Raw genomic sequence first — 26,694 nt, forward strand, 5'->3', positions numbered from 1 at the left:
ATATTGTAGTTTTAGGGAACAATTTTGATGGATATGGGCATATTGCTGTTCGGTGTGGCAAAAGATATTGCAGGCACGCCGAAGATGGATTTACCGGAACATATTACCGATGTAGGCGCGTTGAAGCAATGGCTGTACAACCACTACCCTGCGCTGATGCAGCTCAGTTCCATGATGATAGCTGTTAACCGCAGCTATGCTACTGACGGGCAGGCCATTACCGCAGCAGATGAAATAGCCGTGATACCGCCTGTCAGCGGAGGATAATAACTGTTTACCATGGATGTATTAATCAGTATAAAAGAAACAATTACCGTACAGGAAGCGCTGGACTTCATTCAATCGCCGGAATGCGGCGGGGAGGTGATTTTTACAGGCACTATACGTAATCATACCAAAGGCCGCGGGGTGGTGAAGCTGTTTTATGAATGCTACGAAGCGATGGCCATTTCCGAAATGCATAAAATTGCAGATCATGTAAAAGCGCAATGGGATATAAAGAAGCTGGCGATGCTGCATGCCACCGGCGATAAATATCCCGGTGATATAGCGGTGGTAATAGCTGTAGCATCGGCGCACAGAGGTATCGCCTTCGATGCGTGCGAATATACCATTGACACCTTAAAGGAAACGGTGCCTATCTGGAAAAAGGAATTTTTTGAAGATGGCCGTGACTAGCGTTTCCGCAGCGCCTCCTGTTTTTCTTCCTGCGTGTTGGCGTTGAACTGCTCTGCTGCAAAGGGGTGCGTAAGCAGTTTTATGGAAGCGGAGAGCAGCGTTTTACGCGGGCAGTTTTTATTTTCTATCATTACATTCTGCCATAAAGCCTGCAGCCCTGCAGGTTCCCAGATGGCGATCAGCGGTTCCGGCAGTTCGTTTACCGGGCTGATGAACGCTGTGGCGGCCTGTTGCGGGTCGCGGGAGCGGATCAGCAGCTCCGGTGTCTGCGCTGTAATGAGCGGCAGATCGCAGGCCAGCACCAACCAGGCTGTATCAGGCTGCTGCCGGTGCGCGCTCAGAATACCGGCCGACGGGCCGCCATTGGGCACATTATCGGTAATCAGCCGCGGGTAATCAAATAATGCTGCCTGCTCCGGTCTGCAGGAGATAAATACCTCCTCCAGCACAGATTGCAGCAGACGGGTCAGATATTGCCATTGCGGTACGCCATGGTAGGCGATCATACTTTTGTCTTCCTGCATCCGCGTACTGTAGCCGCCGCAGAGTACCAGTCCTTTTAAAGGTGCGTTGTTATCTGCTGTAGTCATGTTTACCACCGGTTTTACTGATGAGTTTTGTTTCGCGGATAATCATCTCCTGTGAAAATGCCTTACACATATCATAGATGGTCAGCGCGGCGATGCTGGCTCCCGTGAGGGCTTCCATTTCCACACCTGTTTTACCGGTGGTTTTTACCGTACAACGGATCACCGCTTCTTCTGCTGCGAGCTGAATCTGCACATCGCAACCATCCAGCAGCAGGCTGTGACAGAGCGGAATGAGATCCGGCGTTTTTTTGGCAGCCATGATGCCGGCAATGATGGCGGTCTGAAATACAGCGCCCTTGCGGGTTTGAATGTCATTGTCCCGGAATTGTTCCCGGATAACCGCGGGTAAAAATACCCTGCTCTCGGCAACGGCTATACGATAAGTATGATGTTTACCGCTGACATCTACCATCGCCGGCTGGCCGGCTGCATCGAGATGGGTGAATTCACCGCTTGATGGATTGGACATAAAATCATAAATTTAATCATCTTCCTCCCTGTAAAAATAATAAATGATGCTGAGTGTAGCTGACGCATATAAGGCTGTTTTGCAAACTGTCCGGGATACCGGTACGGAAGTAGTGCCTTTTGAATCGGCTACAGGCCGTATTCTGCGGGAATCCATACAGGCCGACAGGCCCTTCCCGCCCTTTGACCGGGTAATGATGGATGGGATTGCTGTGGATTACGACAGCTTCGCGCGCGGGCAGCATATCTTCGGTGTGGAAGATATACAGGCCGCCGGCGCTCCGCGCCTGCAGCTTTCCAATACAGCCAACTGTATGGAAGTGATGACCGGCGCCATTTTACCGGAACTGACAGATACAGTTATTCCGTACGAACACCTGAGTGCTACCGACCATGAAGGATTCCGGCGCTTTACCATCAACGCGGCCGTAAAGAAAGGACAACATATTCACCTGAAAGGATCTGATGTAACCGTGCATGCCACACTGCTTTCACCTGGGCGCTTACTGGGCCCTGCGGAGGCAGGCGTGCTGGCTACGGTGGGGAAAACGCATGTTACCGTGAGCAGGCTGCCCCGCGTGGTGGTTATCGCTACAGGTAATGAGCTGGTGCCGGTGGAGGCCACTCCGGAAGAGCACCAGGTACGTATGTCCAATATATACAGCCTGCTGGCATCGCTGCAGCAGGCGGGCATCTCCGCCCGTTATGTGCACCTCAATGATGACCGGGAAGAGATGGAAACACAGCTGCGCCCGTTGCTGGAAACAACGGACGTGTGGATCAGCTCCGGCGCGGTATCAGCCGGAAAATATGATTATCTGCCAGCCGTACTGGAGCAGTTAGGCATGCAGCAGATATTCCATAAAGTACAGCAGCGCCCCGGAAAGCCTTTCCTGTTCGGCATTTTCAAAGATGGCCCGGTGGTGTTTGCGCTCCCCGGCAATCCGGTGTCCGGCTTCATGTGCTTTTACAGGTTTGTGTTGCCCTGGCTACAAGCCGCTATGGGCGCGGAAGAGCGGCCGCAGGCATATGCGGTGCTGCAGGAGAATGTTATCTTCGAACCCGCGCTGGAATACTATCTTCCGGTAAAATTATTCCCGCAGCCCGATGGTATTACTGCCGCCAGGCCGCACTCCTACCATGGTTCCGGCGATCTGGCCAGCCTGCTGCTGGCAGACGCTTTTATGGCTTTGCCGGCAGACAGCAACTTCTTCGAAAAGGGCCGTCCTTACCCGATCTGGCGGTTTCGTTAACCTGGCCGTTGCCTCCTGAAAAATTTACTGTTGCTATAAACATACCGTGCCGGTTAAACTTTGCCGGCAGGACATAGTCATACATTAAATTAATTGCATATGCCTGATGTTACCAGAAAATCGGAGATGCAACACCTTGCCTGGCGCGCCGGCTTCGGTGAAACGTTGCCTGTAATTACTGCCTGGGCACAGAAAAAAAGGAAGGAAATAGTCAGCCATATATTAACAGGCCCTAAAGGTTTTGTTACTGAATCCGTAGATGTCATCAACGTTACCGACCTGCCGGATTACAAGCAGGAGAAGGGAATGACCGGAGAAGAAAGAAAGAAGGTCCGGCAGATGAATACACAGGGTATCAAAGACCTGAACGTAGCCTGGATGAATATGATGGTGAAAAGCGAACATCCGCTGCAGGAAAAGATGAGCCTCTTCTGGCACGGACATTTCGCCTGCCGCACACAGAACGTGTTGTTTAACCAGCAGCTCATAGGGCTTATCCGGGAGCATGCCACCGGCGATTTCGGCGCCTTGCTGAGCGCTGTCTCCAAAAGCCCGGCCATGCTGCAGTTCCTCAATAATCAGCAAAACCGTAAACAGCACCCCAACGAGAATTTTGCCAGGGAAGTGATGGAGTTATTTACCATGGGCCGTGGCAATTATACCGAAAATGATGTGAAAGAGGCCGCCAGAGCCTTCACCGGATGGGGCTTTGATGCAACAGGCCATTTTGTTTTCCGGGAAAAGCAACATGATGACGGAGAGAAAAATATTTTAGGGAGAAGCGGCCGCTTTAACGGTGACGATGTGCTGAAGATATTGCTGGAACAGCGGCAGACAGCCAGGTTTATCACCACAAAAATTTACAGGTATTTTGTAGATGATAACCCGGACGAAGCACGTATCAATGCGCTGGCAGACAGGTTTTATCATGCCGGTTACGACATCCGTACCCTGATGCACGATATCTTTATGGCCGACTGGTTTTATGACAGCAGCATCATCGGCAACCGTATCAAATCGCCGGTTGAATTGCTGGCAGGTATCCGTAAAAGTATACCCATGGCCTTTGAACAGGAAGAAGTAACGCTGGTGTTTCAGCGTATACTGGGGCAGGTGCTTTTTTATCCGCCCAACGTTGCCGGCTGGCCCGGCGGCCGTAACTGGATAGACAGCTCCAGCCTGATGTTCCGCCTGCGTGTACCACAGGTAATCCTCTACTCTCAGACGCTCAACATACGTCCGAAGGAACTGATGCCTGAAATGGGCGATGGCAGCAATTATAAGATGACGTTGCAGATCAACGAATTCCTGAAACGGCAATATGCGCGGAAAGTAAATGCGCGCATTAACTGGGAGCCCTACCTGCAAAGCTTCAGCGATGTTCCGCGGGAACAACTGGCCGGCGCTGTGTCCGGGCTGCTGTTGCAGCAGCCGGGGAATGTGAGCCGGCAGCTCCTGGAGAAATATGCTGACAGCAGCTCCAGGGAGAATTACATCAAAACGGTGACCATTGATGTGATGAGTACGCCGGAATATCAATTGTGTTAACGCTAAAATTCTTCGGCCATGCAAAGGCGTCGTTTTTTACAGGTAGGCTCGCTGGCATCCGCTGCGGTGATGATGCCCAAATTCCTCAAAGCGCTGGAATCAGGCGCCCTCGTGCCTCCCGGCAACAAGGTGCTGGTGATTGTGCAGCTGTCAGGAGGCAATGACGGACTCAATACCATCATCCCATACCGCAATGATATTTACTATCGCTCCCGCCCGACACTGGGGATTCAAAGAGAAGCAGCGCTTGCACTGAATGATGAACTGGGTATTCATCCGGCGTTGCAGGGGCTGAAGGCATTGTATGATGACGGCGCGCTGGGTATTCTCAACAACGTAGGTTATCCCAATCCGGACCGTTCCCATTTCCGCTCCATGGATATCTGGCATTCAGCCAGCCCTGCTTCGGAATACTGGAACGATGGCTGGGTAGGCCGTTACCTCGATGCGCAATGCAATGGTTGTGATAAGCCTACGCAGGCACTGGAAATTGATGACACGCTGAGCCTGGCGCTCAAGGGAGGCCATGCCAAAGGGCTGGCGCTCACGGACCCGGCGCGGCTGTACGGCTCCAGCAATGATAAATACTTCCGCGAGCTGCTGCAGCAACATCATCCGGAAAATGAACACCGGCATGTTGATTACCTGTATAAAACCATGGGAGAAACAATTTCTTCTGCCGCCTACATACAGCAGCAGTTTAAAACATACCAGTCGAAAGAATCCTATCCGGATTCCGCACTGGGCCGGAATATGCGTACTATTGCCAACCTGATAATGTCGGATATAAATACCAAGGTATATTACGTATCCCATGGCAGCTTTGATACGCACGTCAATCAGCAGGATCAGCAGGCGCGATTGTTCAGGCAGCTGAGCGATGCGTTGACGGTATTTACCGGCGACCTGAAAAAGAATAACCGTTTCAGTGATGTGGTGGTGATGACATTTTCAGAATTCGGGAGAAGAGTGGGGCAGAATGCCAGCGGGGGAACGGACCACGGAACGGCCAACAATATGTTCCTGGTGGGCGGCGGATTGAAAAGGCAGGGTATATTAAATGAAGGCCCCGACCTGCAGCAGCTGAAAGACGGGGACCTGCAATATAAAGTTGATTTCAAAAGCGTGTATGCGACCCTGTTATCTTCCTGGCTGGGTGCAGATGATAAGCAGATATTGAAGCAAAGTTACACGCATCTTGATTTTGTATAGCTTACTGGCTGATGGTAGTGATGATGGCTCTGAAAGCGCCGTCCCGTACCGTTCTGGAGCCGCTGATGCTTGAAATGTCGCGCAGCGGTCCTGAGAAAGAGCCCTCTACATTTACATTATCTATTCTGGAAATAGTGATGAAGCAGCTGTTGCTTCCTCCGGAGGCCAGCGTTGCCGGCATGTTGCTGTTGGTCACCATGATAATGGAGTTGCCTTGTTTGGAGCAGGGGTAGATGCCTGGTTTGAAAGGCAGTACAGGAGCCACCAGCGTAAGGCTTATCAGATCTCCGCTATAGGTTTGCCCGCTAATTTCCATTTTAGGATAATCGTTTAACGGATCATCGTCGGTGAAATTTGGTGCATGAATAATCCCTTTGGGATCTTTGGACAAGTAGATTTTATTATCCAGCTTAAATGATACAAATCTGCGGTCGCGGCTATCGTCTTTTCTTTCTTTTCCGCAGGAAGAGCCCAGCAACACAGCGGTGCTGAGTAGTGCGGTTACAAGTATGCGCATAGGTACTTATTATCAAAAGTTGTAATAAAGATCCGATAAAAATAATCATTTTCAAATTTAAAAACGGATGCCGGTACGGGATTGTTACATCCGGTACCGGCATCTGTTGTGTATCTTGAAAAGATTAAAGATTATTTGCGGGCAGTTCTGTAGAGATACCAGCCCATGAAGGCAAATAAAGCACATCCCAGCACGTAGTAGCCGCCTTCATGAATGATTGAAACGAGGCCGCCATGCATATTCAGCTTCGCCAGCACGGCTGCTGACCCGTCGAAGCCGGCTAATACCGCAATGATAACGCCGGCCACTGCACCACCGGCCACCAGGCCTGTAGCAAACAGATTGCCTTTGCCCAGTTCTTCTTCAGCAGCAGAAACTTCTTTCTTATTTTTTTTGTTTTTATGATCCACCACGCCACGGATAGCGCCACCAATGAAGATAGGCAGTGTGGTAGACAATGGCAGATAAGCTCCCACGGCGAAAGACAGTGAGTTAACACCGCACAGCTCCATGGTGATGGCGAGGAAAACACCTACCAGCACAAACTGCCAGTCGAGGTTAAAGGACAGTATCCCTTTTGCCAGTGTAGCCATGAGCGTGCCTTGCGGCGCAGGATAATACGCGCTGCCGATAGCATGTTCCGTAATACCCTTGCTCACCATTTCAGCGGTGGGTTTATCGAGGAATTTCACGGTCAGGCCGATTACCACAGAAGAAACGATAGCGCCGATAAACAATGCCAGCTGCTGGTACATAGGTGTTGCGCCCACAATATAACCGGATTTGAGATCCTGGGAAGTACCGCCGGCATTAGCCGCCGCAATACATATCATACCGCCTACAACCAGTGCCATCGGCTCGTATACCTTGCCGGTCCAGCCAACCGCGATGAATACCAGGCAGGTGCCCATCAGTGTAGCGATGGTCATACCGGAGATCGGGTTGTTGGAAGAGCCGATCAGTCCTACGATACGACTGGACACCGTTACGAAGAACGCGCCGAAAACAACCACCAGCAGACCTACCAGCATTTTTTTACCGATAGAATCGCCCGGAAGTTGCGGCAGAAAAGCCATCAGCAATATCAGGGCAATACTGCCGAACAGTACTACTTTGAGGCTCAGGTCCTTTTCTGTTCTGGGAACATCATTATTATTACTGCCATTTTCTTTACCATCCTTGATAGCGCCGATGCTGCCTTTGAAAGAAGAGATAATGGTAGGAATGGTTTTGAGGAGGGTGATGAAACCGCCTGCAGCTACAGCGCCTGCGCCTATCTGACGTACGTAGCCATAATAGACGGCTGCGGAGTAATCGGCAAAGGTATGGGTAACGGGATCCCAGGAACCTTGTCCGCCGGGTGTTTGCAGGTTAGCCAGGTAGCCGATCTTCACCAGCTGGCTGGCAATAACGTCTGCCGGTAACAGGGATGACAGCAGGGGAATGAGCGCCAGCCAGGACAGTACGCCACCGGCCACCAGTACGCCTGCAATACGTGGTCCGATGATATAGCCCACACCCAGGTATTCAGGTGTAATATCAGCACTGATTTTGGCAGAAGGGAAGTATTTGTTGACCTGTTTGGTCATGTATTCCGGTGTTTCCGCGATGAAGTGCAGCACCTTTTGCAGGGTGGCATACACAAAAGCGAAGCCCAGTCCGTAGAAGGCTGTTTTGGCAAAGTCGCCGCCCTTTTCACCGGCAATCAGCACATCGCCGCAGGCGGTACCTTCCGGGTAAGGCAGGGTAGCGTGTTCCTTTACAATGAGTGAGCGTCGTAAGGGAATCATCATGAGAGTACCCAGAATGCCTCCGAAAATCGCGAGTATCAGGATGGTGAAGTAGTTGAAGAACTGTGCGCCGCCGCCGTCGCTCAGAAAGAGGAACCCCGGCAGTGTAAACACTACACCGGCTGCAATAGATTCGCCGGCAGAACCGGTTGTCTGAATGATATTGTTTTCCAGTATCGTGGTGTTAAAGAATTTTCTGCCCAATGTAATGGCAATTACGGCGATAGGGATAGATGCGGAAACCGTTAAACCGGCTTTGAGTGCGAGGTATACGGTAGCTGCTCCGAAGATAATACCGAATATGCAGCCCAGCAGAATGGATTTGAGGGTAAATTCTTTCATGTGCGCACCAGGTGGCACAAAAGGTTTGAAATTGTTGTCAGCCATAGTTTTTAGTTGCTAGAGCTGGGAAGTTAGGGAAAAAAATTACGAATTACGAATTAGGAATTGCGAATGATCGCGAAGATAAAAGCGAAGACCAGAGCCTATACTTTTATGTATAAATACTCTGGTCTTCGCTTTTATCTTCGCGATCATTCGCAATTCCTAATTCGTAATTCGTAATTAAAATAAAACGGCATCACGAATAATAGCTTTATTTAACTCCGTGCATCCATTTTTTCAGGAAGCTGGTAGACAGGAACAGTAACACTGCCGCACCGCCTGGCAGGATCACGAACACCATAAAGAACTCATAGAGGTTATGGATGGTGAATCCGGCGAAAGTAGGGTAATGGGTGGCAAGTTTCAGTTCATGTAACTTATCGAGTTGTTGTGCGGTAGCGGTGATAGTACCATCCAGGACAGCTTTCAGGTCGATGCCTGCTTCCTGTGCCTTCTGGAATTTATCGGCGGTAGGTGGCAGCAATGCGCCCAGGGTACCTGCCAGTGCGTAGCCGGCTGCGTTGGCGAGGAACCATACTCCCATGAGCAGGGAGGAGAAGCGGTGCGGCGCCAGTTTGGATACGAGGGAAAGGCCTATCGGAGAGAGGCACAGTTCACCCAGCGTATGGAACAGGTACATGATGATTAACCAGATAACGCCCAGTTTTTCATTGGAGCCGAGGTTTTTCACCTGCAGTGCGATAATGAAGAAGCCCAGTGCCAGCAAAGCGAGGCCGATGGATTGTTTTACCGGGGAGATGGGTTCCAGGTTGCGTTTCTGTAATTTCAGCCATAACCAGCTGAAAGGCAGTGCAAATACGATGATAAATATAGAGTTGGCGTTCTGGATAAAGCTTGGCGGCATATCCCAGCCAAAGAGGCGACGGTCGGTCTGGTAGTCAGCGATGAAGGTCAGGGAAGATCCTGCCTGTTCGAAGCATGCCCAGAAGAAGATGACGAAGAAAGCCACGAAGTAGAGAACGAGGATTCTTTGTCTTTCTATTTTGGTGATGGATTTATCGGTGAGGATCAATACTGCGAGGCTGATACCGGAGGCATAGATGAAGGGATACAGCCAGGATTTGATCGGGTTGGGATCTATGGAGAGGAAGTGGATACCGAAGAACAATACTACCAGCAGTACTACAACGCCTAATATGGATTTCTGGGAGAAGTGAGCTTTGTCAGCTTCGCCGGTAGCCACGTGTTCAGAAGGCTTGCTGAAGTCTGGTTTGGCGCCGATGGCTTTACCATCGGGGGTAACCACGTATTTGTCTTTCAGGAAGTAGAACAGGATGGTGCCGAGGAACATGGCCAGGCCGGCAGCGAGGAAGCCCCATTTGAAGGCGCCTACCATTCTTACGCCGTCTATTTTTACGTCTCCCAGGATAGGGCAGATGAGCATACCGAGGAAGGCGCCCATGTTGATACCCATGTAGAAGATGGTGAAGGCGGCATCCAGGCGGCGGTCGCCTTTCGGATAGAGCTGGCCTACCATGGAGGAGATGTTGGGTTTGAAGAAGCCGTTACCGAAGATGATGACCAGCAGTGCGAGCCATACAATGACTTTGGCGGTTTCTACATTGGTTGCGTAGAGGGTGGCACTGAGTACCATGAGCAGTTGTCCGATACCCATGATAAAGCCGCCTAATAAAATACAGTTCCTGTTACCGAGGTAGCGGTCGGAGATATATCCGCCGAGCATAGGTGTAAGGTAGCAGAGGCCGAGAAAGCCACCATAGACATAGGAGGAATCAGCTTCAGAGAAAGCCAGCGCATTTACCAGGAAGAGCGTCAGCAGCGCTCTCATGCCATAAAAGTTAAACCGTTCCCACATTTCCGTGGCAAATAATACAGAAAGACCCTTAGGATGGCCTTTTTCCGAGGCGACCGAGGGTTCCTGTGCAACAGCAGTTTGCATCATAAATGGTTAGTTTTAGCAATAGTTGTTTTAAGGTTCTGTTAAGTCTCTAAAGGTGGCAAGTTAAATAAATTCATTTATCTCGTAAAAAAATGGTGGAAATGCGCCCTTTTTGTCCTTTTTTGATCTTTCTTTGCATTTTCTACGCATCTGCATTTTTTAGGCAATTCTTATGAACATATTATTACTTGGTAGTGGTGGCCGTGAACACGCATTGGCCCGCAAAATGTCACAAAGCTCCCATTGTGGAAAATTATTCATTGCGCCCGGAAATGCGGGCACAGCGGAATGTGGTACCAACATAAACATCGGTGTCAGCGATTTTGAGAAGATAAAGGCATTTTGCCTGGAGAATACGGTGGATCTGGTAGTGCCTGGTTCGGAAGAAGCGCTGGTGAATGGTATCTACGATTTCTTCGGCGCAGATGCTGCACTGCAGCACATACCGGTAATGGGCCCTTCCAGAACGGGAGCTCAGCTGGAGGGCAGCAAGGCTTTCGCCAAGCTGTTCATGGAGCGCCATAACATCCCGACGGCCGGGTACCGGGAGTTTAACGCCGGTAACTACGGGGAAGGCGTGGCTTATATTCAGCAGCATTCCTTACCAATTGTGCTCAAGGCCGACGGGCTGGCGGCTGGCAAGGGGGTGGTGATTACCTCTTCCCATGAGGAAGCCCTGGAAGAATTTGAGCAGATGATCCAGTCCGCCAAGTTCGGCGATGCCAGCAAAACCGTGGTGATAGAGCAATTCCTCTCCGGTATTGAGTTGTCTGTATTCGTACTTACAGACGGGCATACGTATAAGATATTACCTGAAGCAAAGGATTATAAACGTATAGGCGAAGGCGATAAAGGGCTGAATACCGGCGGTATGGGAGCTGTATCCCCTGTACCTTTCGCTGACAAGGCTTTCATGGAAAAGGTGGAAACAAAAATTATCCGCCCGACCGTAGCGGGTTTGTCTGCCGAAGGGATCGTTTATAACGGATTCATCTTTTTTGGCTTGATTAATGTGGAAGGAGAGCCTTTTGTGATAGAATACAACTGCAGAATGGGCGACCCTGAAACGGAAGTAGTGATACCAAGGCTGCAGAATGATCTGCTGGAGCTGTTTACAGCAGTATCCGAAGGGAAGCTGTCCGCACAAACCATTTACACGGATTCCCGTGCAGCCGCTACGGTGATGCTGGTATCCAAAGGGTATCCGGAGGCATATGAGAAGAATAAGGCTATCAGTGGTATTCCTGCGCCGGCAGACGATCAGATTGTATTTCATGCAGGCACCCGCCAGGATGGAGAAACGGTGCTGACCAACGGTGGCCGCGTGCTGGCTATCACCTCACTGGCCGCAAGCCTGTCGCTGGCATTGTCGCATTCTGCCCAGACAGCCGAAAAAATCAGTTTTGAAGGCAAGACCTATCGCAGAGACATCGGTTATGAGTTCATTTAATTATCTGGTTATTTGAGATTTGATGGAAGCGGAGATGAACATACTTCTGCGTTTCCATCAAATCTCAAATAACCAGATAGCCAAATAAAAAAATACAGAGGGGGGGCTGTGTGGGAGAGCAATTAAAACGGGAGATTTCCGTTCATGTGTTCAGGGCATAAAGAGAGCTGTCATAGTGCCATTTTTATAACAAATAAGTTTTTTTAATATTTAGCCGTATTATTGCAAGAATATCCATTTTTTGCATCGTATATTCGTTGGAATTATTCATTTTTGCATTCTAATTTTTGACCGTATCAACAATGGGATTTTTTAATTTTTTAACGCAGGAAATCGCGATTGATCTGGGTACAGCGAACACGCTGATTATACATAATGACCAAGTGGTTGTGGACGAGCCTTCCATTGTAGCGATAGAACGGGCTAGCGGTAAAATTGTGGCTGTTGGTAAAAAGGCCATGATGATGCACGAAAAAACACATGAATATCTTCGTACAATACGTCCCCTGAAAGATGGCGTGATCGCGGATTTTAATGCCGCTGAGGGAATGCTCAGGGAACTCATAAAAATGGTTTACCCCAAGAAGCCCCTGTTTGCTCCAAGCTGGCGCATGGTGATCTGTATCCCTTCCAGTATTACGGAAGTGGAGAAGAGAGCGGTGCGCGACTCTGCCGAGCAGGCGGGCGCCAAAGAGGTTTACCTGCTGCACGAGCCGATGGCAGCTGCGCTGGGTATCGGTATTGATGTGGAAGAACCGGTTGGTAACATGATCATCGATATAGGCGGCGGTACTACCGGTATCTCCGTGATAGCGCTGGCTGGTATCGTGTGCGATCAGAGTATCCGTATTGCCGGTGATGAATTTACCGCAGATATTATGGAAGCGCTGCGCCGCTACCATAGCCTGCTGATCGGTGAAAGAACCGCTGAACAAATCAAGATCCATATCGGGTCTGCCCTGAAGGAACTGGATAACCCACCGGATGATATCCCTGTGAATGGCCGTGACCTGGTTACCGGTATCCCCAAGCAGATCATGGTATCTTACCAGGAAATTGCAGAAGCCCTGGACAAATCTATCTTTAAAATTGAGGAAGCCATCCTGAAAGCGCTGGAAACAACGCCACCGGAGCTGGCATCAGATATTTACCGCAGAGGCTTATACCTGACAGGCGGCGGTGCGCTGCTGCGTGGTCTGGATAAACGCCTTGCCCAGAAAATCAAATTACCTGTGCATGTAGCAGACGATCCGCTGCGCGCCGTGGTAAGAGGTACCGGCATTGCACTGAAGCATGTGGGTAAATATCCGTTCCTGATGCAATAAAAACTATTTTGAGATTTACGGATTTTGTGATTTCGGAATTTAAATCACAAAATCCGTAAATCCCTAAATCTCAAAATCTCTACGCGCTTGTGCGGAATTTAATCATTTTCTTTAGGCGATATTTTAACTTCTTCTTATTTCTGCTGCTGGAAGTGATTTGTATTGTATTGGTATTTCAGAATAACAACTTCCAGCGATCAGCCTACCTTAACTCCGCCAATAATGTCAGTGGAAAGCTGTATGATAAATACAACAACGTACAGTACTACTTTCACCTGAAAGCCACAAACGATAGCCTGGTAGCTGAAAATACCCGTTTACACAATACTTTGGGAACCAGTTTTGATACCATGATTACCTCCAACGGTTTCAGAACAGATACCATCCGTCAGTACAGCGACGATACCCTCCATAAGGTAACCGGCACCAGGATCCGCCGTTATGAATACTTTGAAGGCAAAGTAATCAACAACTCCGTTAACAAACCCATCAACTATATTACCATCCACCGCGGCAGCGCGCAGGGTATACGGCCTAACATGGGCGTTATCAGCAGCAGTGGCGTGGTGGGCGTTGTAAGAAGTGTGAGCGAGAACTATGCCGTGGTATTATCCATGCTGTCAAAATCCAATTCCGTATCTATCAGCGCCCGTCTGGGACAGGGAAAGGAAATGGGTTCTGTACACTGGGACGGGGAAAGCGCCGGCTATGCCCTGCTGAAAGATATTCCTAAAAGCGCCAAGGTACATAAAGGCGATACGGTGGTGACCAGCGGCTTCTCTGCCCTGTTCCCGGAAAATATACCTATCGGGTATGTGGATACCGTTACCATTGCCGATAAATCAGGCACTTCGTTCAATATCCGGTTGAAATTGGCTACCAATTTCTATAACCTGCAGTACGTGTATGTGATAGAGAACTTATTGAAAGATGAACAACAACGACTAGAGGACTCAACTTATAAGTTGATTAAATGAGTATACTGTTAAGAAATATCATCCGATTTGTATTCCTGTTACTGATACAGGTATTTGTGCTCAATAAGATATTGATCGATCAGCTGGTGAGCCCTTATCTGTATATGCTCTTTATCCTGGCGCTGCCGTTTAACCTGCCGCGTCCGGCAGTCATGCTGCTGGGATTCCTGATGGGCATGTCACTCGATATGTTTATGAATACGATGGGGCTGCATGCTGCTGCCTGCGTGTTTATTGCGTATCTGCGCCCGTTTATTATCAATATTCTGTCGCCGCAGGGTGGTTTTGAAACCACGCAGAAAACGCCATCCATGACCAGCATGGGCGTATCCCAGTTCCTGATATACGCTGCTGTCCTGGTATTTCTGCATCATACTGTCTTTTTTACGCTGGAAGTCTTCGGCTTTAAAAACCCACTGTACCTGGTGCTGAAAATCGTTTTGTCTACTGCCGCCAGTCTTTTCCTGATTGTGTTGTACGAACTGCTCTTCTTCTCCCGGAAATAACGGTTACAGATTAAAATGTTGTTAGTAATGCACGATTAGCTTTCCTGATGCGAGCAGCGTAACATTATTATTAATAAATTTATACGAATAAATAAATCGACAGCTGACGGTTAACACCAACAGCTCATTGCTATATGTCAGTTTTTAATCAGCCCAGAAAGAGAGTTATACAGGCGATAATACTTGGGATGGTTGTGCTGATCATTACCAGGTTGTTTTTCCTGCAGATAGTAGAGAAGAAATACGCAAAGCTCGCGGATGCCAATGCGGTACTGCGGAAGGTGGTGTATCCCAGCAGAGGTATCATTTTTGACCGCAAGGGGCGCAGCATCCTCAGCAACGATGTGCTCTACGACCTGGTGGTCACGCCTTCCAGCGTTAAAAATATCGATACTGCCTATCTCTGTAATATTCTCCGGATAGATAAGGAAGAATTCAGAAAACGCATTGTCAATGCTATCGTGAAGAACGGCCGCGTCAGACAATCCGTTTTTGCCGCCCTGCTGCCAGCCGAAGTGTTCGGGCAGCTGCAGGAAAGTATGTACCTCTTCCAGCCTGGATTTGAGCTGGTACCCCGCCAGATACGCTCCTATCCTTATGCTGCCGCCGCCAATATCCTCGGTTATATCGGGGAAATTTCCCCGGAACGCCTGAAAGACTCGGCCTACGCGTCTTACAACTCCGGCGACTACCTGGGGCTGGCCGGTCTGGAAAGAACCTACGAGTCTGTATTGATGGGACAACGTGGTATTCAGTATCTCGTAAAAGATAATCTTAACCGCCCACAAGGCGCCTACGAAGGCGGTGAATTTGACAGCGCCGCTATCGCCGGCAAAAACCTGCGGTTATCGCTGGATATAGATTTACAGCAGTTCGGGGAAAAGCTCATGAAAGGTAAGATGGGCAGCATCGTAGCCATAGATCCGCAGACCGGCGGTATCCTGGCAATGGTGAGCGCACCTACCTTTGATCCTAACCTGCTCACAGGCTCCTACCGCAGTACCAACTCTGTACTGCTGAACAGGGATACTACCAAACCTACCTTTAACAGGGCCATTCAGGCTACTTATCCGCCGGGATCTACGTTCAAGCCCATGATTGCGCTGGTCGGACTTGATGAAGGCGTTATCACGCCCAGCTTCGGCTATCCCTGCGGCGGTGCATACTACGGTTGCAGTCGCCCTATCAAATGCGAGCACCATGATGCCGGACACGCCGCCAACCTGCGGCTGGCGCTCTCCCACTCCTGTAACTCCTATTTCTCGCACGTGTACCGCCTCAGTGTTGATGCCTCCAAATTCGGCGGTATCAGGATCGGCGGCCTGCAGAAATGGTCTGATTACATGAGCAGCTTCGGCTTCGGACACCGTATCGGTGTGGATGTTCCCAGCGAGGCCAGGGGTACGGTACCTAACCCGGCATTCTATGATAAGATGTATAAAGGCAGCTGGAACTCCTGTACTTCCGTATTTTTGGGTATAGGTCAGGGTGAGCTGACGCTGTCGCCCCTGCAGATGGCTAATGCCATGTGTATTGTGGCTAACCGCGGTTCTTATTTCATTCCGCACTTTGTACAAAGTATAGATAATGATAACACCAACCTGCTGGCGAAATATAAAGAGAAACACATAGTGGCGCATATCACGGATACTGCCTACAGTGCTGTAATTCATGGTATGGCTGATGTAATCACCAGTGGTACCGGCCGTATTGCCCAGATTGAAGGTATCAGCATCGGCGGTAAAACCGGTACGGTGGAAAACTACGGATTTGTGGATGGAAAGCGTGTTAAACTGAAGAACCACGCGGTGTTTGTGGCTTTTGCCCCGGCAGAAAAAGCGCGTATAGCCATTGCTGTTATAGTGGAGAACTCCGGCTTCGGCGCCAGATATGCAGCGCCTATTGCCAGTCTGATGATGGAGAAATACCTGAAAGACTCCATCTCCACCAAACGGCAGGCACTGATGAAAACCGTAATGGAAACGGTTACCATGGATAATGCCATGGTATTAAAATCCAAACTGGATTCACTGAATGCAACCGCCGCCTTGAAAAAGAACGGAAAGTAATTATATACTTCATCGAATAAACTGAGTTAACAAGCAATGAACCGCTCACAAGCCAAACTGACACAGGGGATTGACTGGCCTATCGTAGGCCTCTACCTGGCGTTGGTGATCATCGGCATTATGTCCATCTTCGCGGCAGAATACCGCGGTGAGGACAATATCTGGCAGGATATTATTCATCTGAATAAAAACTATTCGCGCCAGATGATGTGGTTTGGTGTGTCGGTTGTACTGGCATCGGTCATCTGGTTAACAGACAGTAAATTCTTTACGGCCACGGCCAATCTCATGTACGCGGGAGGGTTGCTGCTGCTGCTGCTGGTGCTGGCGATCGGTAAAGATGTAAAAGGGTCGCATTCCTGGCTGGTAATTGGCGGATTTCAGTTTCAGCCGGCAGAGTTAACTAAGCTATGTACCAACCTGGCGCTGGCCAAATACCTGTCTTCCCAGGAAACGGATTTTACAAAACTACGGTCACGGCTAATCGCAGCTGCCATTGCACTCATCCCGGCAGGTATCATCATCCTGCAGGACGAAACAGGGCTGGCGCTGGTATACTTCTCCTTCTTCCTGGTCATGTACCGCGAAGGGCTGCCCGGTGTATTGCTGGTCATTGCCTTCTCAGGTATCGTGCTGGTATTATCTGCCCTGCTGGTGGATAAATATGTCCTGTTCATCATCTTCTCCGTTATTACTGCACTGGTCATCTATTTCATGCGACGGGAGATAAAGCGAAAGCGTTCCCGCCTGCTCGTTATTCTGGGCGTATACGCCTTCTGCTCCGTTTTTGTGATGTTCATTGTTCCCTTCGCATTCACCAAGGTGCTGAAAGATTACCAGGTACGCCGTATCGAGGTAATGCTCGGTAAGGAAAATGATCCCAAGGCTACCTATAATACGCGCCAGAGTATGATCGCCATCGGCTCCGGAGGCTTCTGGGGCAAAGGATATCTGAAAGGTACGCAGACCCGTTATGACTTTGTACCTGAACAAAGTACGGACTTCATCTTCTGTACTGTCGGGGAAGACTTCGGCTTCCTGGGCAGTGTCATCTTCCTGGCGCTGTATGTGTCGCTGCTCTTCCGGATCATCTTTGTAGCGGAACGACAGCGCTCGACATTTTCGCGCGTGTATGCGTATGGGGTAGCCAGTATTGTCTTTTTTCACCTGGCCATCAACATTTCGATGACGATAGGTCTGGCGCCGGTTATCGGGATTCCCCTGCCCCTGGTGAGTTATGGCGGATCTTCCCTCATGACATTTACCATGCTGATATTTATCATGCTGAGACTGGATGCCGACAGGCAGATGGTATTACGCTAATTATCCAGCCGGAGAAAATTACAGGCATTTATTTTTTTAGTTTTATTATTACAATGAAGTGCAATCATTGTGTTACGTTGCTATGTCCCTGACTGTGAATACACAGAAATAGCCTTTGATTTGACTGGTTAGCCTTCCCTTTTTTGTCAACAGAATTTCTGCGTACCTATGTTACATGTTTCCTGTAGCTCAAAGCTGCGGCATGTGTATGCTATGTGCATAGCCATGCTGCCATTCACTGTGCACGGTCAGAAAGTGAGCGTAAATATGAACCCCTCACAACCCAACGGCCAAAGCAGATTCTTTATCCCAGCCTCTCCCAATGCGGCCAGCCTGGGGATTTTCGGACAAATTGCCACCACCGGTTTTAACGGCCTGCCCGACATTAATGTGCCTGTTTACACCATCGACTATAAGGAGCTGAGTGTACCGGTAAGTCTGAGTTATCATGCGGCCGGCAATAAGCCTGATATCTTCCCCGGCCCGGTAGGTATGGGCTGGGCGCTGAATGCAGGCGGTGCTGTTACCGCCATCGTAAGAGGATTACCGGATTATGAACGGGTAGCTTCGGATGATATGCTGCCGTATGTTTCCTATCCGCCTACCAGTTCCCCTACCTGGAGCTCCGCCGAAGATCTGAAGCGGGGGCTGAAAGGCTACCAGGCAGCGGATGACAGAGGTAACCCGGATGAATACCAGTTTAACCTCAACGGCGTTACCGGCAAAATTTACCGCGATCATGAAGGTGTTTACAGGATCAGCAGTAAGTCTGATAAATTCTTTAAGGTGGAAATGGAGATAGCGGAAAGCCGTAATATCAAAATGCCGCCGATGCCGCAGAATATAACGCCGCCAAGAATCAGCGGTACCTATTCTGATATACTGCTGAAAACAAAAATGGTATATAAAATTACCATGACCGATGCCCATGGCATTAAGTATATTTTCGGCGGAAATGATGATGCAATAGAGTTTACCAGGCCCGGATTTGAAGCTGCCACCTACCCCTCTGACCTGACGCTGGCCAGCAGCGTACTGCCTTCTACCTGGAACCTGACGGCTATTGAATCGCCTAACGGCTATCGCATACGTTTCGAATATGTAAGACGTAACTACGTTACGAAAACCAGTTTTACGTATGTTGCCGCCTATTCCTGGCCCGTTATGGTACCGATCCGGTATACTCCTCCGCCGGTAGTGAAGGGCGAAAAAGGGCTGATGATGACAGGTTCATTTCTCTCTAAAATTGTATCGCCGAAAGACTCGCTCCTCTTTTACAACAGCATAGCAGATAAGCAGCTGCAGTATGTGGAAAACCCGTCCCTCGATAATATGGCGGGCGGCAACCTGCGTTATTTTGATTTTTATTACGATGTACATCAGTCAAAAACAGAAGGGCTTTGTCCGCTGAAACTCGATAGTATTATACTGTGTTATCCTGATGGCGCTTTCAACAGAAGCTATAATTTCTCGTATACGGAAAACCTGAATACCCGTTTGAAATTACTGGGGATGACCGTAAAGGGTGCTGCGCGCGTGAAAGGATTCGACTATCGTTTTGAGTATGACCAGCGGCCTTTACCGCCATATTTATCCAATAAACTGGATCACTTTGGTTTCTATAATGGCCGTAGTACCTATTATCCGCAGTCCACTAATAACGGCTTCCCCGATGCTGACCAGGAAGCGATGACGCGTTCAAAAGACCCGGATACAGCATTTGTACAGTCGGAGATACTGAAGAAGATTACCTATCCGACCGGTGGCTATACCGTTTATGAATATGAACCTAACTACTACAGTTCCACTGTTACCACCTGGCCTTTCGGCGTAGCCCCCAATACACCGCTCGTTAATAAAATCACCGGCGGGGTAAGGATCAGGTCTGTGGCTTCTTACGATGCGCCTGGTCATAAGGCCAATGAAAAAACATTCTTCTACACAAAAGATTATAAGAATAATGGTACGCTTTCCAGCGGTGTACTTGCCTTTCAGCCCAGCTATTTCCTCCGTTATGAAGGCGAGGTGAAACCGCCGTACCGTCAGGCTTCCAGCACTTCCACCTACAGGGGAAATATTGTCAGCTGGAAGATGGCCAGCAACCCTATTTATCCGATGGCTGCCACAAGGGGTAATCATATCAATTATTCAGAAGTGACAGAAGTAAATGCAGATGGCAGTTTCGTTGTGCATACCTATAAAAATCATGATAATGGTTATGGAGATAAACCGGCAGATAATGCTGTGAGCGATAATACGGAGATATATGAATTCTGGAAAGAAGATGAAGGCAACAGCATGATACTGGAACGAGGGCAGGTGTTAAAAGAAGAGTATTACAATAATGCGAAGGCGAAAAAACGGGAAGTCAGCTATCAGTACAATGATGACCCGCAGCGTTTTGAGGAGCATGTAAGAGTATGGACGCAAAGCCCAAACAGTATTGCAGATGATAATATTCCTTCGTACAGGGTAACGGCCTCCCGCATTTATACTTATTTCCCGTATCTGAAACAAACAGTTAGCACTGCTTACGAAAATGGAGTGGAGCTTAATGAACTCACTCAGTTTGCGTATGATGTCAATAACAGGAATCTGATAAGTACTAAAATTACCAGCAGTGAAAATAAGCAGATAGAATCCCGTACAGATTACGTGAGCGATGCAAATTTATCGCCGGTGGTCAGGGAAATGTATCAACGCGGAATGGTAGGCGTATCCATCGGGAAAAGCAGGCTGGTGAATAATAATCTCACCGCTGTGGAAGCAACGGAGTATAGCAGGACGCTCGCCACCAAAGGAGGATTGTATCTGCCTGCATATCTGAAATCTTCTGATGGTTCCATCCCTGCAGAAACCAGGACGGTATTCAATAAATATAACGACATCGGTAATGTGCTGAGCATGAATGTGAGTGGTGGTATTCAGACCTGCTATGTATGGAGTTATAACAACCTGTATATCGTAGCAAAAATTGAGAATGCCAGTTACAGTGATGTAGAAGCCGCATTGGGCGGGGCGCAGGCGGTAGCGTCAGCAGCAGCCCGCATCATGACAAACAGCCAGCTGGAAGCATACCTGACGCCATTGCGTAACAGTGCTGCGTTACAGCAGTCCGCTATTACCACTTATCAGTATGATCTGCTCAACGGCATCACTATGGAAACAGATGTCAATAACCTGAAAAAATATTATGAGTATGATAACCTGGGCAGACTGGCAGTTATCAGGGATCATAAAAAGAATATCATCAAAACGGTCTGTTATAACTATAATGGTCAGACGGTGGAATGTATGTTCTATGTGAATACGCGGCAGACAGGTTATTTCAAAAGCAGAAGCTGTGAAATTGGCTATGTGAGCGGATTAATACCGTATAGTATTGAAGCAAATTCCATAGCGTCCACCATCAGTGTAGAAGATGCCAATCAGCAGGCATTGCGTGAAATAGCGGCGCGGGGCCAGCAATATGCAGACTCAGTCGGTGGCTGTGTATTTAATGATATGGGTGGTAGCGGACTTTACGGCTACGCCAGTACGCCTGCCGGGCTATGTAATGTAGCCTCCCAGTGGTGGCCTGTAACCAGCGTTACTGTGGGAACTTCGCTGACGCCGGGTATCTCCGGTTCCAGGCTATACAGCGGTTCCGGTCTGCAAAACCTGCTGGGACCGGGCTTCTTCAGTTCTACTACCAATAAAACAATTCCTACAACCTATCATTATGTGGAAGACGGAATAGTGATGTATACCACTACCTGTGTAGCAGGAGCGGCATATATACTGCGGTACCGCCATTCGCTCCCCGCCGGAAATGCCGTATGTGATACTTCAGGGCCGTGCCGCGCTGCCTTTGCCAATGGTCCGCTGGCCGCCGGTACTACATTATACGCAGATCATACCCGGACAACCGTAGTGATGGATGGATATTATTTCTATGACGGCAAATATTTCCTGGTAACGGATGGGGTTATCGGTGCAGTAAATAATTGCGATGCTTATGTAAGTATTACACGAGTGAAAGCAGGGGCAGGTCTGCAATTAGCAGACGCCTGTGCAGCCCCGAAAGTGACGGACATCTATTATAACAGTACTCCTTTTGTAGGCGTGGGCACTGTGTTGTATAGTAATGAAAGTCTTACCGTACCGTTACCCGCCGGCTATTATGCCGTTGATGGCGGACAGGTGTATGTAACAGGCGCCAATGGAGTGATCACCAGTCTGTCCGGATGCGCGGTCTCTGTAACCCTATCTCAGGGTCCTACAGCTGCGGCAGCCTGTACCACTATCAGAACCATACCGGTATATTTCACCGGACAGCTGATAGACAGGTTTACACTTTTGTTTACAGATGCTGCCATGACGACCCCGCTGGCGGCGGGCTATTATTCAGATGGTGTATATGGTTACCGGGTAAGCTCCCTGGGCGCTGTTACATCCAAAACCCCTTGTCAATAATATTAAATGCCTTACCAGATGAAACAGCTGATAACGTTTTTATTATATAGCCTTTGCCTGGGAATACCGGCTGCAGCGCAGCTGAAGCCGGATAATTCACTGAAACCGGTGATACCCGCCGGTAGCATTCAACCTGTTCCGGTTTATCCTGCCGGCATGCCTGTAAACTTTATCAGGATGAGTATTCCGCAGTATGCAGAAAGTAATCTGCACAAGGTGCTGGATACCAGTGCCGCGGTTTCCAGGATACAGATGACCACTACCTATATGGATGGCCTGGGGCGCACGGTGCAAACCGTTGCCAAGAAAGGGAGTGCAGGAGAAAGGGACCTGGTGTCCATGTCTGTGTACAATGTGATGGGAAGAGAGCAGTTTGGTTATCTGCCGTATGTATCGCGGGAAAATAATGGGTTGATAAAATCCGGTGCATTCACGGAGCAGAAAAATTTCATGCTCGCCAGGTATCCGGATGAGCAGATATATTACAATGAAACCCGCTTTGATGCCACACCAGACGGCCGTGTGCTGAAACAGCTGGCCGCCGGCAACAGCTGGGGAGGCAGCAATAAGGGCGTTGCGCAGACGTATGAACTGAATACACCGGCGGATAATGTAAGGTTATGGTCTGTACAACTGCCGGAAGGAAGCATGCCACAAACGCAGGCGTTGTATGCACAGGGTGCTTTGTACAAAAACAGTACTACAGACGAAGCCGGTAATACTACCATCACCTTTAAGAATAAGCAGGAGAAGGTAGTACTGGTAAAAACGTCTGCCGGTACGGCCAATGGCAACATAGGCGGATGGTTTTGCACTTACTATATCTATGATGATAAAGATAACCTGAGATGTGTATTGCCACCGGCTGCAGTATCAGTACTTAACGGTAATGGTTATACGCTGTCTGCAGCATTACGTGATGACCTGTGTTACCGTTATGAATACGATGCGCGCAACCGGGTTATCGTGAAGAAAATCCCCGGCGCAGGTCCTGAAGAGGTCGTATACGATCAGCTGGACAGGCCCGTGTATTCACGGGATGCCAATATGATGAAGAACGGAGTGTGGCTGGTAACGTTTTACGATGTCTTCAGCCGGGTAACGGCTAAGGCCATCAATACGCTGAATGTAACACGCAGCGCGCTGGCGGCAACAATGTGGAACAGAACGACGCCGGATATTGGTGCTACTCCGCTGAGTTACATTTACTATAACTATTTCGATAACTATAGCTATGCCGGTGCTAAACCTGCAGTGCATCAGGACCTGCAACATCCTGATGCAGACGGAGCACCCAATGCTGAACGTGTCACCACAACCAGTATTTTGACACGCGGATTGCTGACAGGCGCAAAACAGAAAGTGCTGGGCAGCAATCCTGAGAAGTGGATTGTCACCACCTGTTATTATGATGATAAGCAAAGACTGCTGCAGGTATTGTCAGATAATATAGCCGGTGGTCAGGATGCATTAACGATGTTATACAATTTCAATGGTAATGTATTAAGTACATATGCCAGCCATACCCATCCGAAAAGTGCTGTGACCCCGCGTATCACAGTTACAACTGTCAGTAAGTATGATAACGGCGGACGTCTGATCACCGGGCGGCAAAGAGTTAATGATGAACCAGCTTTCAGAACAATATTCACCAACAGGTATAATGAACAGGGAGAACTGCTATCAAAACAACTGGCAGATATTGACAGCCTGGAGTATGATTTCAATATACGTGGCTGGCTTACAGCTATAAATAAAGGGTATGTAATAAATGGTGCTGCAGAAGGGAAAGGGCACTATTTTGGAACGCAGGTATTTTACGATCATGGATTTTCCAGGAAACAATTCAGCGGTAATATTTCAGGGGTTACCTGGCGTGGGTATAATGATGCTGTATATCGTGCATTTGGATATGACTATGATGGAAATGACCGGCTTACCACAGCAGATTTTACACAGCAGGATCAGCCTGGAGGTACTTTCACTAGTGGTACAATGGATTATTCAGTAAGTGGTATACAGTATAATGCCAACGGCAGTATCCTTACTATGAAACAAAACGGAATGGATGGCATCAGCAAAGTGACCATAGATAACCTAACCTATAACTATGCTGTTAACAGTAATAAGTTATTATCTGTTGCAGATGCCGGTGGAACAGCGGCGCCTTTGGGTGATTTTAAGAATGGAGTGAATGCAGGAGATGATTATGATTATGATGACAATGGTAATCTTACTAAAGATTTAAATAAGAAGATTACCGGTATTACCTATAACTACCTCAACCTGCCTGAATTTATAGACTTTGGTGCGAAGGGAAATATCCGGTATCTCTATGATATCAGTGGCAGAAAATTACAGAAAATTGTTACAGAACTGTCACCGGTTGCCAGAACAACAGTAACGGATTACATCGGAAAACTGTTTTATAGGAATGACTCGCTGCGTTTTATCAGCCATAGCGAAGGGAGGACAAGAGTTGTGTATAAGACAGGTCAGTTGCCTCAGTATGTGAATGATTATTTTGAGAAGGATCACCTTGGTAATACGCGACTGGTGCTTACAGATCAGACTGATTTCTCATTTTATGCAGCATCGATGGAACCTGATGCAGCACCGAAGGAAACGGCGCTTTTCAGTAATGTGGATGAAACCCGTCAACCCTTACCGGCGGGGTATCCTGCTGCCGGTAATAAAACCAACGGATTTGCCTCGAAGCTCAATGCAAGGCAGGGACAGAAAAGTATTGGGCCTTCTCTGGTACTGCGCGTAATGGCAGGTGATAGTATACGGATCGCTACTAAAGCATTTTATAAAACTACTACTGGTAATGATAGACAGTCGCCATTAAAGCAGCCGGAAAACATGCTGGCTGATCTGATTGCTGTTGCCGGCTACAGTACTGCTGCCGGAATGACTCATGGAGGAAATGTTACAAGTCCTCAGATACCATTTACAGCCGATTTTTACAATCATCAATATCAACAGTTAAAACATAAAGATCCGCAACAGCAACCGGAACAGCCCAAAGCTTATCTGAACTTCGTTTTGTTTGACGATCAGTTTAAACTCGTTGACAAGAATAGTGGTGTTAAAAGAGTGAAAGCTGAACCTGATAAAATACAGTCGCTGGTACAGGAAAAAATGGTCATCGCTAAAAGTGGTTTTCTGTACATTTATACAAGCAATGAAAGCTCACAGGACGTATATTTTGATGATGTAGAAGTGTTCGATGCCAAAGGGCCATTACTGGAAGAAACGCATTATTACCCCTATGGATTAACAATGGCAGGTATCTCCTTTAACGCTTTCTCTGGTAAAAACTATACTGAAAATAGGCTGAGGTATAATGGGAAGGAATTACAGGCTATGGAATTCAGCGATGGAAGCGGGTTGGAATGGTATGATTATGGAGCAAGACTGTATGACAGTCAGATAGGAAGATGGCATACACCTGATCCGTTAAGTGAAAAATATTTCGATTGGACACCATACAATTATGTAGCTGGCAACCCTGTTAAGTTTGTAGATCCTGACGGAAGAAGTATTGCATTCGGAGAAATGACTAAGAGTGAAAGGGATAAGGTAATGGAATGGTTACAAAAATTAACCATAGATAAAATCCGGTATAATGAAAAGACCGGCAGGGTAGACATTGTTCAGATGGCCGCCAGGAATGACAACCGCTTAGCTGCAGGTACAGCATTGCTCAGAGGGGTAATCGGTCATGAGAAAACAACGACCATTGATTTTAAAAAGAATGAAATAAATTCCGGTGCTTCTCCGCTAAATGATAATGCCTCTCAGAACGGTACTGGTTCAGATGTAGCCATGACTTTCACACCTAATAATGTACATGCACAGGTATCCAGAAATGGGAAAACTGTATCCGAAAAGCAGCTGGAATATATTGTACTGGCGCAGGAGCTGGTTCACTCGCTGGTAATGATGGATGGTTATGACCGGCCTAACAGCAATACGAAACTTAATACCTTTACTGGTGTAAGCGGTAAAACCTATACAGAAAGAATTTCTTTGGGTGAGTTGGAAGCGCATGGTATTGGAAATTACACTATCCCGGGAAATGCCAAAAGAAGTAATTATCCAACTGAGAACATTATACGGCAGGAGCATAAGCTTCCTGTCAGGGTGGCCTATAATCCGGCTTATTTTTTTACCAATAAATAAAACAGATAAATATGTATGGCATCATATTACTGGCATTACT

18 protein-coding genes are annotated in these 26,694 nt (G+C 48.3%); 13 read left to right on the plus strand and 5 right to left on the minus strand.

Annotated features, from left to right (window positions below):
- Nucleotides 1-33 precede the first annotated feature (33 nt).
- Both moaD and GWG06_RS22800 read left to right on the plus strand, forming a co-directional pair.
- Complete coding sequence (moaD, locus tag GWG06_RS22795) at nt 34-267, plus strand: molybdopterin converting factor subunit 1 (RefSeq protein ID WP_160716231.1); 234 nt, start codon at nt 34-36, stop codon at nt 265-267.
- A 12-nt stretch (nt 268-279) separates the two neighbouring features.
- Entirely contained in the window at nt 280-678 is a 399-nt protein-coding gene (locus GWG06_RS22800; protein WP_127039649.1) for a molybdenum cofactor biosynthesis protein MoaE, read from the plus strand.
- Here GWG06_RS22800 and GWG06_RS22805 read toward each other — a convergent pair.
- Together GWG06_RS22805 and moaC are read right to left on the minus strand one after the other, a co-directional pair.
- Nucleotides 675-1,268 carry an NTP transferase domain-containing protein gene (locus GWG06_RS22805; RefSeq protein ID WP_160716233.1) on the minus strand — a complete coding sequence of 198 codons (594 nt, stop codon included), beginning with the start codon at nt 1,266-1,268 and terminating at the stop codon, nt 675-677. The genes GWG06_RS22800 and GWG06_RS22805 overlap by 4 nt on opposite strands.
- The gene (gene moaC / locus GWG06_RS22810) at nt 1,252-1,737 is read right to left on the minus strand and encodes a cyclic pyranopterin monophosphate synthase MoaC (RefSeq protein WP_127039655.1); all 486 of its coding nucleotides are present in this window, start codon (nt 1,735-1,737) and stop codon (nt 1,252-1,254) included. The genes GWG06_RS22805 and moaC overlap by 17 nt, the downstream gene beginning before the upstream one ends.
- Nucleotides 1,738-1,780: 43 nt before the next feature.
- On the opposite strand from moaC, the gene GWG06_RS22815 reads away from it, so the two are divergent.
- From GWG06_RS22815 to GWG06_RS22825, 3 genes are all read left to right on the plus strand, one after another.
- The gene (locus tag GWG06_RS22815) at nt 1,781-2,989 is read left to right on the plus strand and encodes a molybdopterin molybdotransferase MoeA (protein WP_202183098.1); all 1,209 of its coding nucleotides are present in this window, start codon (nt 1,781-1,783) and stop codon (nt 2,987-2,989) included.
- 99 nt (nt 2,990-3,088) lie between these two features.
- Nucleotides 3,089-4,537 carry a DUF1800 domain-containing protein gene (locus tag GWG06_RS22820; protein ID WP_235938500.1) on the plus strand — a complete coding sequence of 483 codons (1,449 nt, stop codon included), beginning with the start codon at nt 3,089-3,091 and terminating at the stop codon, nt 4,535-4,537.
- Between the two features lie 18 nt (nt 4,538-4,555).
- Nucleotides 4,556-5,749: a DUF1501 domain-containing protein gene (locus tag GWG06_RS22825; RefSeq protein WP_160716235.1), complete on the plus strand. Its 1,194-nt coding sequence runs from the start codon at nt 4,556-4,558 to the stop codon at nt 5,747-5,749.
- Between the two features lies 1 nt (nt 5,750).
- Here the strand turns inward: GWG06_RS22825 and GWG06_RS22830 are convergent, their stop codons facing one another.
- From GWG06_RS22830 to GWG06_RS22840, 3 genes are all read right to left on the minus strand, one after another.
- Nucleotides 5,751-6,266, minus strand: a complete 516-nt coding sequence (locus GWG06_RS22830; RefSeq protein ID WP_160716237.1) for a hypothetical protein — start codon at nt 6,264-6,266, stop codon at nt 5,751-5,753.
- Between the two features lie 131 nt (nt 6,267-6,397).
- On the minus strand, nt 6,398-8,443 hold the full coding sequence (locus tag GWG06_RS22835) for an OPT family oligopeptide transporter (RefSeq protein ID WP_160716239.1): 2,046 nt from the start codon (nt 8,441-8,443) through the stop codon (nt 6,398-6,400).
- 208 nt (nt 8,444-8,651) lie between these two features.
- Entirely contained in the window at nt 8,652-10,364 is a 1,713-nt protein-coding gene (locus GWG06_RS22840) for a peptide MFS transporter (protein WP_127041331.1), read from the minus strand.
- Nucleotides 10,365-10,533: 169 nt separating this feature from the next.
- Between GWG06_RS22840 and purD the strand changes: the two genes are divergently transcribed.
- The 8 genes from purD (at nt 10,534) to GWG06_RS22880 (ending at nt 26,654) form a co-directional block, all read left to right on the plus strand.
- Nucleotides 10,534-11,811, plus strand: coding sequence for a phosphoribosylamine--glycine ligase (gene purD / locus GWG06_RS22845; protein WP_160716241.1), 1,278 nt, complete (start codon nt 10,534-10,536; stop codon nt 11,809-11,811).
- 302 nt (nt 11,812-12,113) lie between these two features.
- Nucleotides 12,114-13,136: a rod shape-determining protein gene (locus GWG06_RS22850; RefSeq protein ID WP_078669179.1), complete on the plus strand. Its 1,023-nt coding sequence runs from the start codon at nt 12,114-12,116 to the stop codon at nt 13,134-13,136.
- Nucleotides 13,137-13,225: 89 nt separating this feature from the next.
- Nucleotides 13,226-14,113: a rod shape-determining protein MreC gene (gene mreC / locus GWG06_RS22855; RefSeq protein WP_160716243.1), complete on the plus strand. Its 888-nt coding sequence runs from the start codon at nt 13,226-13,228 to the stop codon at nt 14,111-14,113.
- Nucleotides 14,110-14,619 carry a rod shape-determining protein MreD gene (mreD, locus tag GWG06_RS22860; protein WP_127041337.1) on the plus strand — a complete coding sequence of 170 codons (510 nt, stop codon included), beginning with the start codon at nt 14,110-14,112 and terminating at the stop codon, nt 14,617-14,619. Before mreC ends, mreD begins: the two co-directional genes overlap by 4 nt.
- A 134-nt stretch (nt 14,620-14,753) precedes the next feature.
- Nucleotides 14,754-16,688 carry a penicillin-binding protein 2 gene (gene mrdA, locus GWG06_RS22865; RefSeq protein WP_127041339.1) on the plus strand — a complete coding sequence of 645 codons (1,935 nt, stop codon included), beginning with the start codon at nt 14,754-14,756 and terminating at the stop codon, nt 16,686-16,688.
- Nucleotides 16,689-16,724: 36 nt separating this feature from the next.
- Nucleotides 16,725-18,011: a rod shape-determining protein RodA gene (rodA, locus tag GWG06_RS22870; RefSeq protein ID WP_127041341.1), complete on the plus strand. Its 1,287-nt coding sequence runs from the start codon at nt 16,725-16,727 to the stop codon at nt 18,009-18,011.
- Between the two features lie 168 nt (nt 18,012-18,179).
- Entirely contained in the window at nt 18,180-22,466 is a 4,287-nt protein-coding gene (locus GWG06_RS22875; RefSeq protein WP_160716245.1) for a DUF5977 domain-containing protein, read from the plus strand.
- Nucleotides 22,467-22,484: 18 nt separating this feature from the next.
- A complete protein-coding gene (locus GWG06_RS22880) occupies nt 22,485-26,654 on the plus strand; it encodes a DUF6443 domain-containing protein (protein WP_160716247.1) in 4,170 nt (1,389 codons plus the stop codon).
- Nucleotides 26,655-26,694 lie beyond the last annotated feature (40 nt).

This window comes from Chitinophaga solisilvae (assembly GCF_009928525.1).
GTDB classification, from domain to species: Bacteria; Bacteroidota; Bacteroidia; order Chitinophagales; family Chitinophagaceae; genus Chitinophaga; species Chitinophaga solisilvae.

Coding starts and splice junctions, on each gene's coding strand:
- moaD (WP_160716231.1), top strand. CDS start 34: ATGGGCATATTGCTGTTCGGTGTGGCAAAAGATATTGCAGGCACGCCG.
- GWG06_RS22800 (WP_127039649.1), top strand. CDS start 280: ATGGATGTATTAATCAGTATAAAAGAAACAATTACCGTACAGGAAGCG.
- GWG06_RS22805 (WP_160716233.1), bottom strand. CDS start 1,268: ATGACTACAGCAGATAACAACGCACCTTTAAAAGGACTGGTACTCTGC.
- moaC (WP_127039655.1), bottom strand. CDS start 1,737: ATGTCCAATCCATCAAGCGGTGAATTCACCCATCTCGATGCAGCCGGC.
- GWG06_RS22815 (WP_202183098.1), top strand. CDS start 1,781: ATGATGCTGAGTGTAGCTGACGCATATAAGGCTGTTTTGCAAACTGTC.
- GWG06_RS22820 (WP_235938500.1), top strand. CDS start 3,089: ATGCCTGATGTTACCAGAAAATCGGAGATGCAACACCTTGCCTGGCGC.
- GWG06_RS22825 (WP_160716235.1), top strand. CDS start 4,556: ATGCAAAGGCGTCGTTTTTTACAGGTAGGCTCGCTGGCATCCGCTGCG.
- GWG06_RS22830 (WP_160716237.1), bottom strand. CDS start 6,266: ATGCGCATACTTGTAACCGCACTACTCAGCACCGCTGTGTTGCTGGGC.
- GWG06_RS22835 (WP_160716239.1), bottom strand. CDS start 8,443: ATGGCTGACAACAATTTCAAACCTTTTGTGCCACCTGGTGCGCACATG.
- GWG06_RS22840 (WP_127041331.1), bottom strand. CDS start 10,364: ATGATGCAAACTGCTGTTGCACAGGAACCCTCGGTCGCCTCGGAAAAA.
- purD (WP_160716241.1), top strand. CDS start 10,534: ATGAACATATTATTACTTGGTAGTGGTGGCCGTGAACACGCATTGGCC.
- GWG06_RS22850 (WP_078669179.1), top strand. CDS start 12,114: ATGGGATTTTTTAATTTTTTAACGCAGGAAATCGCGATTGATCTGGGT.
- mreD (WP_127041337.1), top strand. CDS start 14,110: ATGAGTATACTGTTAAGAAATATCATCCGATTTGTATTCCTGTTACTG.
- mrdA (WP_127041339.1), top strand. CDS start 14,754: ATGTCAGTTTTTAATCAGCCCAGAAAGAGAGTTATACAGGCGATAATA.
- rodA (WP_127041341.1), top strand. CDS start 16,725: ATGAACCGCTCACAAGCCAAACTGACACAGGGGATTGACTGGCCTATC.
- GWG06_RS22875 (WP_160716245.1), top strand. CDS start 18,180: ATGTTACATGTTTCCTGTAGCTCAAAGCTGCGGCATGTGTATGCTATG.
- GWG06_RS22880 (WP_160716247.1), top strand. CDS start 22,485: ATGAAACAGCTGATAACGTTTTTATTATATAGCCTTTGCCTGGGAATA.